Origin of the sequence: Paenibacillus nuruki (assembly GCF_001721045.1) — a bacterium.
GTDB classification, from domain to species: domain Bacteria; phylum Bacillota; class Bacilli; order Paenibacillales; family Paenibacillaceae; genus Saccharibacillus; species Saccharibacillus nuruki.
In genome coordinates, this window is sequence record NZ_MDER01000035.1 from 53,179 (window position 1) to 69,014 (window position 15,836).

A 15,836-nucleotide genomic window follows, 5' to 3' on the forward strand; every position below is an offset into this window, starting at 1 on the left:
TTTAGTATTTAAAATAAAATGCTACAAAAAAAGAGTCAGAATAAAATCTTCTGGCTCTTTGAATTGTTTACTTTATCTCAGTATTACTAAATAAATAGCAAAACATGAACTTAAGATTGTGTTTTAGCTGTTCCTTCAGCAACAAGTACTGCTTTGCGAGAAAGATTTACACGACCTTGATTATCAATTTCTGTTACTTTAACCGTAATCGAATCACCGATAGCAATAACATCTTCTACGTTAGCTACACGCTCTGTAGAAAGTTGAGAAATGTGTACCAGTCCATCTTTACCTGGGATAATTTCTACAAATGCACCGAATTTCTCAATACGTTTTACTTTACCTAAATACGTTTCGCCAACTTTCACTTCACGTACTAAGTTTTCGATCATCGTTTGAGCTTGTTTGATCATCGCTTCATCCGAAGAACCGATAAATACGCGACCATCTTGCTCGATATCAATTTTTACGCCAGTCTCATCAATAATTTTGTTGATGATTTTACCACCCGGTCCGATTACATCGCGGATTTTGTCTGGATTGATATTGATAATCATAATTTTCGGAGCATATGCAGAAAGGCTTGTTCTTGGCGTTTGAATGATTTCCATCATTTTGCTAAGAATAAACAAACGTCCTTCACGTGCTTGTGACAATGCATCCGATAAAATTTGACGGCTGATTCCATCAATTTTGATATCCATTTGAATAGCTGTTACACCTTCAGCCGTACCTGCTACTTTAAAGTCCATATCTCCTAAATGATCTTCCATACCTTGGATATCACTTAGAATCGATACATGCTCTTGATCTTTAATAAGACCCATTGCAATACCGGCTACAGGAGCTTTAATTGGTACACCCGCATCCATCATCGCAAGCGTACTTGCACAGATACTTGCTTGTGAAGTTGAACCATTAGATTCCAATACTTCAGATACTAGACGAATCGTATATGGGAATTCTTTTTCAGAAGGAATAACTTTCATCAATGCACGTTCGCCTAGAGCACCGTGACCGATTTCACGACGACCTGGTGGACGAAGTGGACGAGCTTCACCTACGCTAAATGGAGGGAAGTTGTAATGATGCATAAAGCGTTTAGAAGATTCTGGTGCGATACCATCCAAGATTTGTCCGTCTCCAAGTGCACCCAATGTACAAATGCTCAATGCTTGAGTTTGTCCACGAGTAAACAATCCAGATCCGTGAGTTCTTGGTAGTAAGTTCACATCACATTCAATCGCACGAATTTCAGCTAAACCACGACCATCTGGACGTACTTTTTCATGAGTAATCAGACGACGTACTTCTTCTTTTACGATATCATGCAATATTTCTTTAACATCCTTCATGAGGTCAGGAGTCTCTATGTACTTCTCCTCAAAAAAGGCTACAGCTTCATCATTAACTACATCAATAGCATCTTGACGAGCTTGTTTCTCAGCCACACGTACAGCGTCAACCAAACGAGCTTGAGCATATTCACGTACTGCTGCATTCACATCACTGTCCACCGTATGAAGTTTAACTTCCATTTTAGGTTTACCGGCTTTGCTTACAAGTTCTTCAATCGCTGCTACGATATGTTGAATTTCGTCATGACCAAACATGATCGCTTCTAACATAACGTCTTCAGGCATTTCGTTCGCTTCTGCTTCAACCATCATGATCGCTTCTCTTGTTCCTGCAACCACAAGATAAAGATCACTTACTTCTTGTTGAGCTACTGTTGGGTTCACAATAAACTGACCGTCGATGCGTCCAACTGCTACGCTACCTACAGGACCGTTAAAAGGAACATCAGAAATGCTCAATGCTGCTGAAGTACCGATCATTGCTGCAATTTGAGGCTCACAATCTTGCTCAACGCTCATAACAAGATTCGCAATCTGAATATCATTACGGAAACCTTCAGGGAATAACGGACGAATAGGACGGTCTGTCAAACGGCTTGCCAAGATTGCTTTCTCGCTTGGACGACCTTCACGTTTGATAAATCCGCCTGGAATTTTACCTACTGCATATAATTTTTCTTCGTAGTTTACGGTAAGTGGGAAAAAGTCTAAGTCTTTAGGACCTGATGATGCCGTTACTGTACATAGAACTGCTGTATCACCGTAACGTACCATAACTGCTGCATTTGCTTGTTTAGCTAAACGACCTGTTTCAAATGTCAGCGTTCTTCCTCCGAGCTGCATTTCAACTCGCTGTTCCATGAAATTCCTCCTTTTTTAAGTCCATTATTTGTATTCTATAAAAAGGTGATGATTCCCTGCTTCAAGGAAATCTCACCGCTAGACTTTATGCTTATATGATCACTAATAAGTATAAAAATTGCAAAAATACCTCTACTTACAAAAAGCAACCCGGCCGTCACCGTCGGCTCCGAAAAGACCATACGGCTGAACAACCAGGCTGCTTTGGACATACTTTTTAATTTTAGCGACGAAGACCTAATTTTTCGATCAATGCACTATAACGTTTAACGTCAGTCTTTTTGATGTAAGCCAAAAGCTTACGACGTTGACCAACCATTTTCAACAATCCACGACGGGAATGATGATCCTTCTTGTGAGCACGAAAATGCGTTTGCAGATTCAAAATGTTCTCAGTAAGGATAGCGACTTGCACCTCAACAGATCCTGTATCGGATTCGTGAGTTCTGTGCTCTTCGATCAATTGGTGCTTGCGTTCTTGTGTTAATGCCATCCTATTCACCTCCTAATAGTGTAATTCATAATAACCGTTAGCCTCGTTATCGACGGTGAGATCGTATAACCAAGCCAAGGTTTTGAAGACTGTCATTTATTAGAATGACAACGTTGATTAGTATAGCATAAGTCGATATTAAATATCAACGGTATTCTTATGATTCATAATCAAGATTCGATAATAATAAACGTGCACCGTCTGCATCTTTACGAATTTGAGTAACTAACTCTTCAATTCCGCTGAACTTCTGCTCGGGACGAATATAATCTATTAATTCCACAGCTAGATGCTGTCCATAGAGATCGCCTTGAAAATCAAGAATATGAGCTTCGAAACTAGGTCGTGTCTCTCCTGTTTGGAACGTAGGCTTGTATCCGATATTCATAACACCAGCACGCCAAGCCCCTTCAGCAAGTACACGAACTGCATATACTCCAGAAGACGGCACTACATAATTTCCATCCAGTTCTAGATTAGCGGTCGGGAATCCAATCGTACGTCCACGCTTATCACCATCGACCACTTTACCACGAATCTGGTAAGGACGACCTAATAGCTTATACGCATGAGCGACATTGCCTTCTCGCAAAGCACCACGAATAGCCGAACTGCTTACTTTGTTTCCTTCTAATAAAAAAGCAGGAACTGTTTCTACAGACAATACATTTTCACCCAATGTACGTAGTAGATCTGGATTCCCTTCGCCTTTGTATCCAAAATGGAAATCAAAGCCGACCACTACTGTATGAACTTGTAATGGGCATAACATTTGTTCATAAAATTGCTGTGGTGTGACCTGTGAAAAAGCATGATTGAATTCAGCGATATATAATGTATCTACACCCATCGCACGCAACAATTCTTCCTTCATTGCAAGCGGTGTAAGATAACCTTCATAATCGCCTTTTCCCATCACTTCTTTGGGATGAGGATTGAAAGTCATCACAGAAGCAGGAACACCCAGTCGTCTAGCTAGACGAATACCGTGATCAATCACACTTGCATGTCCAAGATGAAGCCCATCAAACTGTCCAATCACAAGTACTTGTGGTTTGGAAGCATGTTTAACTACATCTTCAGGCCATGGATAAGATAAATGTACTGTATTCATTACGATATCACCTGCAATTCCACAATGGATTCGTTACGGTAAAAATACTTTAACAGGTACAATTTCTTGTGCGGGTTGTTCCAAACGGAAAATACCGATAAAAATCCCATCTGGTGCATACAATTTAAATACAGGTGACTCTATTGTCATATCAGCTAGAAGTTGTGATTCATCGTGTGGCTGAATCGCATCGATGCTGATACGTTTACCCTGTAGTGTATGCTTATATACCGAAGCATCTACTATATAAGAAGGTAGATTAGACATAGCTTGATCTGGCTTGATCAAATGTTGTTCTAATACGCCTTGCTCTACAGCTTCTGCAATTTGTTCAAATGTTACACATTGATCGAGTGAAATACCCGCTGATTGTGTGCGAACCAATTCAACCATCACCGAAGGTACATGCAGAGCACGTCCAATGTCTACACAAAGCGTACGAATATAAGTTCCTTTTGAACATAATGCTCGGAAAGAAACTTCAGGATGATCCCCTGCTTTGAAATCAATGATTTCCAATTCATAGATCGTTACTTCTCGTGCTTTGCGTTCAATCGTTTTGCCTTCTCGTGCTAATTCATACAGACGTTTACCATCTACTTTAATCGCAGAGTACATCGGGGGTACTTGAGAGATCGTTCCAATCATTTGCCCCAGTACATGACGTACTTGTTCTTCTGATACCTCTACTGTATCGATCTGCTCTGTAATCGTACCGGTCATATCTTCGGTATCTGTAGCTAATCCTAATCGAAGTGTAGCTACGTATTCTTTGGGCATTTCTTGCAAATATTCAACAATTCGTGTTGAACGTCCCAGACATAATGGTAATACACCTGTTACGGCTGGATCAAGTGTACCGGTATGTCCTATTCTTTTCATGCTTACAAGACGCCGAACTTTGGCAACCACATCGTGAGAAGTGAAGCCCGCCGGTTTATGTACCGCAAGCACTCCATCAAATTCATTCATAATGACTCCTTCACCTGCTGGATCACCTGTGCTGTAACTTCTTCCAGAGTCCCTTCCAAACGGCAACCTGCAGCTTTAATATGACCTCCACCGCCAAAATGCTGAGCAACGGCTGCCACATTGACTTTACCTGCAGAACGGAGACTTGCTTTAACAGCAGTATCATTAATTACCTTAAAAAAGATGCCCACTTCGACGCCTTGAATATTACGAGGATAGTTAACAATACCTTCTAAGTCTTCATTATCGGCTCCAGCTATAATCATATGTTCAGGTGTAACATGGACATGAGCAATTTTGCCATCTTCACACATTTGTAATGTCGATAATGCCATCCCTAATACTTTCACTTGTGGTAAAGTCACTTCTTCTAGCAATGTTTCTGCTAAATCCGGTCCATTTACACCAAGATCCAATAATCGTGAAGCAATCTCCATTACTTTAGGAGAAGTACTGGAGTAACGGAATCCGCCTGTGTCTGTTAACAGACCCGTATAGATAGCTTCAGCCGCTTCTTTGGTCCATTTCACATCAAAACATTCAATCCAGTCATATAAAATTTCAGCAGATGCAGCTGCATCTGCTTTGATCAGATTAACTTCGCCATAATTATCATTGGTCGGGTGATGATCAATATTTAAAATAGAAGCTGTATCACTCATCCAATGGCTAACTAAACCTACACGTTTGAAATCTGCACAATCTACACAAATAATATGTTGATATTGACGTTCACTACCATCCTCTTGTTGATCAATAATCTGATCAGATAAGGTTAGATAGTGCATTCTTTTGGGAATCGGTCCTTCATTCACCAGTGTGAATTTTTTGCCTAGACAAGACAGAAGCCAGCCCACTACTACAGTGGAACTGACTGCGTCTCCGTCCGGCTGAACATGCGAAACCACTAGAAAATCATCGTGCTCCTCAATAAATGCTTTCGCATTCAGAAGCCCTTGTTCATAGGTCTGCATCGCCGTCTCCTTTAAAGATCAAGCTATATGGCTTGATCCTTGTAAAAGTGATTAAAATTACTCGTTCGTTTCGTCTTTTTTGATCTCACCCAAAAGTTCTTCGATTCGACTACCATAAGCAATCGATTCGTCGATTTTGAAAATCAACTCTGGAGTGTGACGCAAACGGATACGTTTGCCCAATTCAGAACGAAGGAACCCTGTTGCTTTTTCGATACCTTTTACAGAATTCGCTTTTTGCTCTTCATCACCCATCACACTAAGGTATACCTCAGCTTGTGATAGGTCATTAGTGACATCTACACCTGTTACCGTTACAAAACCGATACGTGGGTCTTTCATTTCACTTTGAATAAGCAAGCTTAATTCTTTTTTGATTTGTTCTCCGACTCTACCTGTTCGGATTTTAGCCATGTTTTTTCACCTCGCACTTAGCGCTCTACGGTTTCCATTATGAATGCTTCGATAATGTCGCCTTCTTTGAGGTCATTGTAGCCATCTAATGTAATACCACATTCATACCCTTGAGCCACTTCTTTAGCATCGTCTTTGAAACGTTTAAGTGAATCTAATTTACCTTCAAAGATAACAATACCATCGCGGATCAGACGGCTTTCAGCAGCGCGGACCATTTTACCGGAAGTAACCATACATCCTGCAATAGCTCCAACTTTACTGATTTTGAATACGCTACGTACTTCAGCGTGACCAACAACAACTTCTTTATATTCTGGATCCAGCATGCCTTTCATAGCTTGCTCGATTTCTTCAATAGCATTATAGATAACACGATGTAGACGGATATCTACTTTTTCTTGCTCAGCGGTTTGCGTTGCTTGACTATCTGGACGAACGTTAAAACCAATAACGATCGCATTAGAAGCAGCAGCAAGGATAATATCAGAATCGTTAATCGCACCTACACCACGGTGGATAATTTTGACGCGAACGCCTTCGACTTCGATTTTTTCCAATGAACCTTTAAGAGCTTCAACCGAGCCTTGAACGTCACCTTTGATGATCACGTTAAGGTCTTTGATTTCACCATCTTTGATATGTTGGAAAAGATCATCCAATGTTACACGAGTGTTAGCACCCAATTCAGACTGACGGTGTGTAATCGCACGTTTGTCAGCGATTGAACGAGCTTTACGCTCATCTTCAAACACCATGAATGGATCTCCCGCTAAAGGAACTTCAGTCAGACCTGTAATTTCTACTGGTGTAGAAGGGCCTGCTTCTTTAAGACGGCGACCTTTATCATTTACCATGGCACGGATACGTCCGAAGCAGTTACCTGCAACAAATGCGTCTCCGATTTTGAGTGTACCGTTTTGTACAAGAATACGTACAACCGGACCGCGACCTTTATCTAGCTCTGCCTCGATAACCGCACCACGAGCACGTTTGTCAGGGTTTGCTTTATAGTCGTTCACTTCAGCAACCAACAAGATCATTTCAAGCAAGTCTTCAATACCTTCGCGTTGTTTTGCAGATACATTAACAAAGATTGTATCTCCGCCCCACTCTTCCGGTACCAATTCATACTCTGTTAACTCTTGTTTTACTTTATCAGGGTTCGCACCTGGTTTATCAATTTTGTTTACAGCAACAATAATAGGAAGACCCGCTGCTTTCGCATGGTTAATCGCTTCTACTGTCTGTGGCATAACGCCATCATCTGCTGCAACTACGATAATTGTAATATCTGTAACTTGTGCACCACGAGCACGCATAGCTGTAAACGCTTCGTGACCCGGTGTATCCAAGAAAGTAATTTTCTTTTTGTTGATTTCAACTTGATATGCACCGATATGCTGAGTGATACCACCAGCTTCGCCACCAGTTACGTTCGTAGAACGGATAGCATCAAGCAATGTTGTTTTACCATGATCGACGTGACCCATGATCGTTACAACTGGAGGACGTGTGCTCAAATCAGCTTCATCATCGACTTCTTCAACGGTTTCAAAACGATCATCTTCAACTGCGATTTTGATTTCAACTTCTACGCCATAGTCGCTAGCAAGCAACTGAATCGTATCCAAATCAAGCTCTTGGTTAATCGTAGCCATTACGCCACTTGTGATCAACTTTTTGATAACTTCTGAAGCATCTTTATGAAGCAATTTAGCTGTTTCACCAACAGTCATTTCACCGCGAACGATGATTTTCTTAGGTGTATTATCAATCTTCTCACGAGGAGGTTGGTTGCTATATTGATTTTTACCGCGACCTTTACCACCACGTCCACTGTTACGGTTACTATTATTGTTGCTACCATAACGGTTACCACCGCCGCCACCGGAGCGATTGCCTCCGCCTTGACCGCCACCAGTACTGTTATTGCGTTTAGGACCAGCATTACTACTTCCAGTACCGCCACTAGCATTGCGGTTACCATTGCTACTTGTACTGCTGTTACCTGTAGGACCAGCGCTTCTTACTTGACCTGAAGGCTGACGGTTCTGAGAACTGGATTGAGATGGCGGACGAGAAGCACTGCTTGGTTGGCGACTGCTTTGTCCTGATGTTGAAGATGTTCTAGAACTGCTGTTGTTGCTTCCCGTACTTGGACGGTTACTTGATTGACTAGACGACGAGTTACTACGGTTACTGCTAGAGGAACCGTTTTGGGGTTTGTTATTCCCACTATTTGAGTTGTTCTGCGTTTTCGTATCCATACCTACCTGCTTTTCCTGTTGAATTTTTTCACGAGTACGATCCGCACTCGCGTTTTGGGTTGTTGAATTGACATGCTTATCCGCAGCATTTGATTTGATATCTTTGAAAAACTTTTCCACTTTGGATACAGCATCATTTTCCATAACACTCATATGATTATTGACCGGTACATCCAGTCTTTTCAAGATCGTAATGATTTCCTTACTACTCATATTGAGAGATTTCGCATATTCATAAACTCTCAGTTTATCCTTCTGCTCCTGTGTGCTCAATATATTCCACCTCCGAGGAATTCCCCATTCGTTTGCGGAATAACTCTGCGAAACCCTTGTCTGTCAGAGCCAACACGACTCGTCCATCTCTACCAATACTTGAGCCGAGCTGATCACGGTCATACCCGATAAGAAGCGGAATACTGTAACTTCCGCATTTATCACGGAATTTTTTCTGTGTATTATCTGAAGCATCTCCAGCTAATACGACAAGGGTGGCTTCTTGAGAACGAATCGCTTTGAGAACCAATTCGTCTCCAGATAACACTTTGCCGGCTCGCATCGCAAGCCCGAGTAGGGATAGTTCGTTATTCATTAGCGCCTCTTTCCTGTACTGTGCAAAAATCGTTCTCTACACTGCTAAATTCATGGGCAAGCTGCTCATATATTTCCGCACTAACAGGCGCTTTGAGTGCACGATCAAACGCACGACTCTTTTGTGCCAAACGAAAACAGGCCATGTTGCCACAAATATACGCACCACGTCCCGATTTTTTACCGGTCAAATCCATTTCCACCTGATCGTCTGGCGTACGTACAATACGCACTAGACTTTTCTTAGGCATCATTTGCTGGCAAGCTACACATTTGCGCAGCGGTACTTTCTTGGTTTTTATCATCATCTCATGTCCCCCTTCGAACTCCCCATATTGTTATCATAACATCAACATCCAAAGCGGCACCTGTCCCCTGCCATTTTGAGGGAAAGTCCTATCAGGCATACAAATGAAAATGTTTAGTCAACCGATATCGAATCTTGGTGCATTTCTTCGCTAGCTTCTTTTGGACGACCATATTCTTCTTCTGCTTGTGTCTCGCTCTTAATATCAATTTTCCATCCTGTTAATTTGGCAGCAAGACGAGCATTTTGCCCTTTGATACCAATCGCCAGAGATAGTTGATAATCAGGAACGATTACGCGTGCCATTTTCTCATCTTCAAATACTTGAACTTCCAGTACTTTGGATGGGCTAAGAGCATTAGCAACATACTCTTCAACACTATCAGAATAACGAACAATGTCGATTTTTTCACCGCGAAGTTCACCAACGATCATCTGTACACGTATACCACGAGGACCCACACATGAACCAACTGGATCTACTTCTTCGTTGCGTGAGAACACAGCAATTTTAGAACGGAAGCCTGCTTCACGTGCTACAGAACGAATCTCAACCACACCATCGAAAATCTCAGGTACTTCAAGTTCGAACAGACGTTTAAGCAATCCTGGATGGGTGCGTGACAAAATGATCTGAGGACCTTTAGTTGTATTTTCCACTTTAGTGATATAAGCCTTAATACGTTCATTCATTGTGAATTTCTCGTTAGGCATTAATTCAGTTAGAGGAAGTACAGCTTCGATCTTACCAAGATCCACATAAATATTACGTGCATCTTGACGTTGAACGATACCTGTTACGATATCTTCTTCTTTGTCGATAAAAGCATTGTAAATCAAACCACGTTCTGCTTCACGAATACGTTGAGTTACGACTTGCTTCGCTGTTTGTGCAGCAATACGTCCAAAGTCACGCGGAGTCACTTCGATCTCAGCAACATCTTCCAACTGAAAGTTCGGGTTGATGTCGTGCGCAGATACTATAGAAATCTCTGTACGTGCATCCAAGACTTCTTCCACTACATTTTTACGTGCAAATACTTTGATAACTCCTGTATTGCGGTTCATATCAACACGTACATTTTGTGCTGCATTAAAATTACGCTTGTAACTGGAAATTAGGGCAGCCTCGATCGCTTCGAACACGATGTCTTTGCTGATTCCTCGTTCTCTTTCCAATTCGTTCATTGCTTCAATAAACTCCATACTCATGTGCTTCAAGTTCCCCCTTTCAAAAAACTACCGTTTAAAAAATGATTGCCAGTCTTGCGCTGGCTACTTTTTCATATGGAATAGTGTGAGTTTTTTTGCCCGCTTCGATCAGTAATTCTTCATTATCAAATGAAAGCAATCGTCCTTCAAATTCCTTCTGTCCATCCAAAGCTGCATACGTTGTTACAAAAACATCTTTGCCAACTGCTTTTGCAACATCTTCACTCTTCTTAAGTGGACGTTCTGCACCTGGAGAAGATACTTCTAGAAAATAAGCTCCCGTAATCGGATCATTGCCATCCAATTGTTCACTCATATATTCGCTGATCCGACTGCAATCTTCGATATCAATACCGCCGTCCTTGTCCACGAACACTCGCAAAAACCAGTTACTGCCTTCTTTTACATATTCCACATCGACCAACTCGAAGCCATGCTCACTCAAAAATGGCTGTACCATTTCTTCTACGGTCGTTTTAATCTTCGGTGTGCTCAAACAATTCAACCCTCCATCACCTTAAAATCCTATATACAAAACATGTTGTTGAACCAATTCATTATTGCCGCTTTTTGTAGAAAATCGAACCAATTTACTTCTCTCGGTTCGATCTTCTGCGTCATTATTTCCTGTAAATGTATTCAACAACCGTATACCAAAGAGTAAAGAGTGGGTTTCCCCACTCTTCACAAAACGGTTTTATCTTCCTTATCACCTTAAAATTATATCATAATTCCAAAGGAGTGACAAGTAAATAACCTTGACTACAAGGTGTTAATGCTTGGTACATGACGCATCGTCTTGATTTAAAATAGAGACAGCTGATTGCTTTCTGGCAAGCCACGGAAACAACCCATTTGCGTCATCAATTCCACGATCGTTTTAGTCGCTTTGGATTTCTGTTGGAAATCTTCAATCGACAGATATTCTCCGTGTTGACGAGAAGCCGCAATATTACGTGCTGCATTATCACCAATCCCCGGTACAGCTGAAAATGGAGGAATCAAGCTATCTCCATCCACTGTAAATGTAGTCGCTTCAGAGCGATACAGATCCACCGGTTGGAATTTGAATCCACGTGCTGTCATTTCAAGTGCCATTTCTAACATAGGAATCATATTTTTTTCTTTGGTTGGAGCTTGGAATCCCATTTGTTCAATCTCGACAATTTTACGATAGATCGCTTCATATCCCTGACAACATAGATCAGGATCAAAGTCTTCGATCCGTACTGTAAAATAAGTCGCATAGTATTGAATTGGATAATACAGTTTGAAGTAAGCCGTCCGCACTGCTGAAATAACATAAGCTGCGGCATGGGCTTTCGGAAACATGTACTGGATTTTGAGGCAGGAATCAATATACCACTGCGGTACTTTGCATTTCTTCATCTCATCAATCCACTCTTGGGACAACCCTTTCCCTTTACGTACACTTTCAGTAATTTTAAAAGCAAGACTGGCATCCATACCTGCTTTGTAAATTAAGAACAACATAATATCATCACGACAACCGATTACTGTTTTGATATTACAGGTATTATTTTTGATCAAATCTTGTGCATTTCCTAACCATACCCCTGTTCCATGAGACAGACCTGATATCTGCAACAAATCGGCAAAGGAAGAAGGTAGCGATTCAATTAACATCTGGCGTACAAATTTAGTACCCATCTCAGGTACACCATAAGTAGCAACAGGGCTGCGTAATTGCTCTGCTGTAATCCCTAATGCTTCTGTCGAGTTAAACATACTCATGACTTTGGGGTCATTCATCGGAATCTTCGTCGGATCTACGCCTGTCAAATCCTGTAACATCCGCATCATAGTCGGATCATCATGTCCTAGTATATCTAGCTTGAGCAAGTTGGCTTCAAAAGCATGATAATCAAAGTGTGTCGTTTTCCACTCTGCATTCACATCATCTGCCGGGAACTGAACAGGTGTAATATCTTCTACATCCATATAATCCGGTACAACAACGATACCACCGGGATGCTGTCCTGTACTCCGTTTGACGCCTGTACATCCTGAAGCTAGACGGCTAAGTTCAGCATTACGCCATTTCTTCTGATGCAATTCTTCATATTTTTTAGCAAAACCAAATGCTGTTTTTTCCGCTACTGTACCAATGGTACCCGCACGGAATACATTTTTTTCGCCAAACAATTCTTTGGTGTAATTATGAGCTTTCGGTTGATAATCCCCTGAGAAGTTCAAATCGATATCGGGAACTTTATCCCCTTTAAATCCTAAAAACGTTTCAAACGGAATATCTTGACCTTCCCCTTTAAGCTTACCATTACAATCAGGGCAGTCTTTGTCGGGTAAATCGAATCCACTCGGGATACTACCATCTAAAAACCATTCACTATGTCTACATTCTGGGTTGGTACAGATATAGTGAGCAGGTAATGGATTTACTTCAGAGATACCTAGAAACGTAGCTACAACAGAAGAACCTACAGAACCCCGTGAACCTACCAAATAACCATCTTGGTTAGATTTTTTAACTAATTTCTCGGAAATCAAATAGTTGGCAGAAAATCCGAACTTGATAATCGGTTCTAATTCTTTTTCAAGACGTTTTACAACAACATCTGGTAACTCTTCGCCATAGATCGACTTCGCTGTATCATAACAAGTATTTCGAATTTCTTCGTCTGCGCCTTCCAAAATAGGTGTAAACAATTTTTCAGGGAACAGCTCAAACGATTCAAAACGTTCTGCTAATGCTTGTGTATTGGTAACGGCGACTTCTTTGGCTTTGCTTTCACCCATAAAGCTGAATTCTTCGATCATTTCGTTCGTTGTGCGTAAATGAGCATCCGGTTTACGCTGATCTTTAAGCGGACTAAAACCGGTAATACCGTTAATCGTAATATCACGGAACAATTTCTGTCTCGGTTCCAAATAATGAACATTTCCTGTTGCGACTACCGGCTTGTCTAATTTAGCTCCGATATCATAAATTTTGTTCACAGCGATCTCTAACTCACGTGGACTGGCTACTAATCCTTTGTCTACGAGATGCATGTACATCGTTAGCGGCTGAATTTCTAATACATCATAGAATTGAGCAATTTCCTCGGCTTCTTCTACTGATTTATTAAGAACGGCTTCGAAGAACTCCCCTTTTTCACAACCAGAGAGAACTAACAATCCTTCTCTATATTCAGTCAATACCGATTTAGGTATACGAGCTACCCGTTTGAAGTATTGAGTATGTGATAAAGTGATTAATTTAAATAGATTCTTTTTGCCAATCTCATTCAATGCATAAATACCACAATGGAAAGGACGTACATTGGATAAATCTTGCCCTACAAATTCATTCAAACGATCCAGACGAGTTAAGCGACGTTCTTTATCCGCATCACTCAACAGTCCAAACAAAATGCCTCCAAGTGCTAGTGTATCGTCAATCGCACGGTGATGGCTTTCCAAAGAGACTTTATATTTCGAAGCTAATGTATTTAGACGATGATTTTTCAATGTTGGATACAGTAAACGTGCTAATTCAAGAGTATCTAACACCGGATTTTCCATTTCTGGTAAATCGTGATTTTTTAGTGTAGCTTGAATAAAGCCGATATCAAAACGTGCGTTATGCGCAACTAGAATACCATCACCCGCAAATTCTACAAATTCACGAATCACTTGATCAATTTCTGGTGCTCCACGAACCATTTCATCCGTAATATTAGTCAACTGCTGAATATTGTAAGGAATACGTTCATGCGGATCGACAAAAGTCGCATAGCGATCTAACTCTTTACCATCTACCATTTTGATCGCTGCAATTTCAATAATTTTGTTCTGTGTAACCGATAGACCGGTTGTTTCTATATCAAAAACGATATACGTAGCTGTTTTCAAATCAATCGGTTGAGGATTGAGTACAATCGCTACGGCATCATTCACTACATTCGCTTCAAGTCCGTACATCATTTTGATACCATGCTTTTTAGCAGCTTTGTAGGCTTCAGGATAACATTGAACTCCACCATGATCGGTAACTGCAATGGCAGAATGTCCCCATGCCGCGGCTGTTTTGACATATTGATCAATCGGTGTAATCCCATCCATTGAACTCATTGTTGTATGCAAATGAAATTCAACCCGTTTTTCGTCAGCATCGTCTTTGCGTCCAGCAGGAGCTTTAACTTCGCTTAGATCCGATGGAATCATGACAAGTTCTGGAATAGTCATAAAGCGATCGTATTCTACTCTACCACGAGCTTTTACCCATTTTCCATTGGCTAGTAGATTCATGATTTTGAGATCTTCTTTATTTTTAGCAAACATTTTCATTTGCAAGGAATCACTAAAGTCTGTTAAGAAATACGTAAATAATGTACTACCATTACGAAGCTCTTTGCTTTCTAAGCCAAAAATAGTTCCCTGAATCGTAATTTTCTTTTCTTCATCTTGAATATCTTGAAGTGGTGTAGGTTGTTCTTTGATCTCATAGCCGACTTGTAAGCGTACAGGCTCTCCATCTGCATCGGTATCTTCTTCGAACTCGGATTCCATACTGGTCATCAATTTCTCGATTTCTTCCAGTTCTTCTTTACGACGCTGTACATGGAATTCTTCTACAGCTTCAGTCGTATTTTCACCCACTTGAAGCTTGATCCGTAACGTAAGATTAAAGTAATCTTGATAAAAGCGTACGATAGCTTGATCAATTTGTTTCTTTTTGGCAAGTTCTAGTGACATATTATCACTCATCGTCACTGTAACTGTATGATCGTCTACCATATATTTAGCACGTGTCATCCATCCATTAACAGAAGGGATTTCACGTTGTACCCATTCCAAAAACATATTCCAATATTCTTCTACAATCTGTACCACATCGACAGCTTCATCGTATTGAAACAGAAAGCGAATTTTGGCGATATGCCCCATCTTCTCTTGAATATGCAAGCAAAACGCACGATAGGTTGGTGCTGCTACTAATGTTTCTTTCGCAATCACGATTTTCCATTCTTTATTGCTACGACTAATCTCTACTCGATCGATCATACCATCTGCAAAATGAGGCTCCATTAATCCAGCAGGTACTTGTGCCTGTTTCATTAACAGTTCGAACCGTGTTCTTTTCTCTCCACTAACGCTCATAAGATCCCCCTTTCCAAAAAGCAACAAGCCTCCACTAAAGTTGGTATCAGACTGCCGTCTACTCCACTCTGTTGGAAGCTTGCCTGCTTCAATAGCTTTACATCGTTAGCTATATGTTCATTTCAGCCCTATACCAACAGCAGCTAGAA

At 40.9% G+C, this 15,836-nt stretch carries 12 protein-coding genes; all 12 read right to left on the reverse strand.

Annotated elements, in window-relative coordinates; translation table 11 throughout:
* Positions 1–110: 110 nt before the first annotated feature.
* A complete protein-coding gene (gene pnp, locus PTI45_RS09555; RefSeq protein ID WP_069327333.1) occupies positions 111–2,219 on the reverse strand; it encodes a polyribonucleotide nucleotidyltransferase in 2,109 nt (702 codons plus the stop codon).
* 223 nt (positions 2,220–2,442) lie between these two features.
* A complete protein-coding gene (rpsO, locus tag PTI45_RS09560; protein WP_069327334.1) occupies positions 2,443–2,712 on the reverse strand; it encodes a 30S ribosomal protein S15 in 270 nt (89 codons plus the stop codon).
* Positions 2,713–2,869: 157 nt separating this feature from the next.
* The gene (locus PTI45_RS09565) at positions 2,870–3,826 is read right to left on the reverse strand and encodes a bifunctional riboflavin kinase/FAD synthetase (RefSeq protein ID WP_069327335.1); all 957 of its coding nucleotides are present in this window, start codon (positions 3,824–3,826) and stop codon (positions 2,870–2,872) included.
* Between the two features lie 33 nt (positions 3,827–3,859).
* Complete coding sequence (truB, locus tag PTI45_RS09570; protein ID WP_069327336.1) at positions 3,860–4,798, reverse strand: tRNA pseudouridine(55) synthase TruB; 939 nt, start codon at positions 4,796–4,798, stop codon at positions 3,860–3,862.
* On the reverse strand, positions 4,795–5,772 hold the full coding sequence (locus PTI45_RS09575; RefSeq protein WP_069327337.1) for a DHH family phosphoesterase: 978 nt from the start codon (positions 5,770–5,772) through the stop codon (positions 4,795–4,797). The genes truB and PTI45_RS09575 overlap by 4 nt, the downstream gene beginning before the upstream one ends.
* Positions 5,773–5,829: 57 nt before the next feature.
* The gene (gene rbfA / locus PTI45_RS09580; RefSeq protein ID WP_069327338.1) at positions 5,830–6,186 is read right to left on the reverse strand and encodes a 30S ribosome-binding factor RbfA; all 357 of its coding nucleotides are present in this window, start codon (positions 6,184–6,186) and stop codon (positions 5,830–5,832) included.
* Positions 6,187–6,203: 17 nt separating this feature from the next.
* Complete coding sequence (gene infB / locus PTI45_RS09585) at positions 6,204–8,729, reverse strand: translation initiation factor IF-2 (protein WP_069327339.1); 2,526 nt, start codon at positions 8,727–8,729, stop codon at positions 6,204–6,206.
* On the reverse strand, positions 8,704–9,045 hold the full coding sequence (locus PTI45_RS09590; RefSeq protein WP_069327340.1) for a L7Ae/L30e/S12e/Gadd45 family ribosomal protein: 342 nt from the start codon (positions 9,043–9,045) through the stop codon (positions 8,704–8,706). Before PTI45_RS09590 ends, infB begins: the two co-directional genes overlap by 26 nt.
* Entirely contained in the window at positions 9,038–9,346 is a 309-nt protein-coding gene (rnpM, locus tag PTI45_RS09595; RefSeq protein ID WP_069327454.1) for an RNase P modulator RnpM, read from the reverse strand. Before rnpM ends, PTI45_RS09590 begins: the two co-directional genes overlap by 8 nt.
* 119 nt (positions 9,347–9,465) lie before the next feature.
* Entirely contained in the window at positions 9,466–10,563 is a 1,098-nt protein-coding gene (gene nusA / locus PTI45_RS09600; protein ID WP_069327341.1) for a transcription termination factor NusA, read from the reverse strand.
* A 34-nt stretch (positions 10,564–10,597) separates the two neighbouring features.
* The gene (rimP, locus tag PTI45_RS09605) at positions 10,598–11,059 is read right to left on the reverse strand and encodes a ribosome maturation factor RimP (protein ID WP_069327342.1); all 462 of its coding nucleotides are present in this window, start codon (positions 11,057–11,059) and stop codon (positions 10,598–10,600) included.
* A gap of 308 nt (positions 11,060–11,367) precedes the next feature.
* Positions 11,368–15,687, reverse strand: coding sequence for a PolC-type DNA polymerase III (locus PTI45_RS09610; protein WP_069327343.1), 4,320 nt, complete (start codon positions 15,685–15,687; stop codon positions 11,368–11,370).
* Between the last annotated feature and the right edge of the window lie 149 nt (positions 15,688–15,836).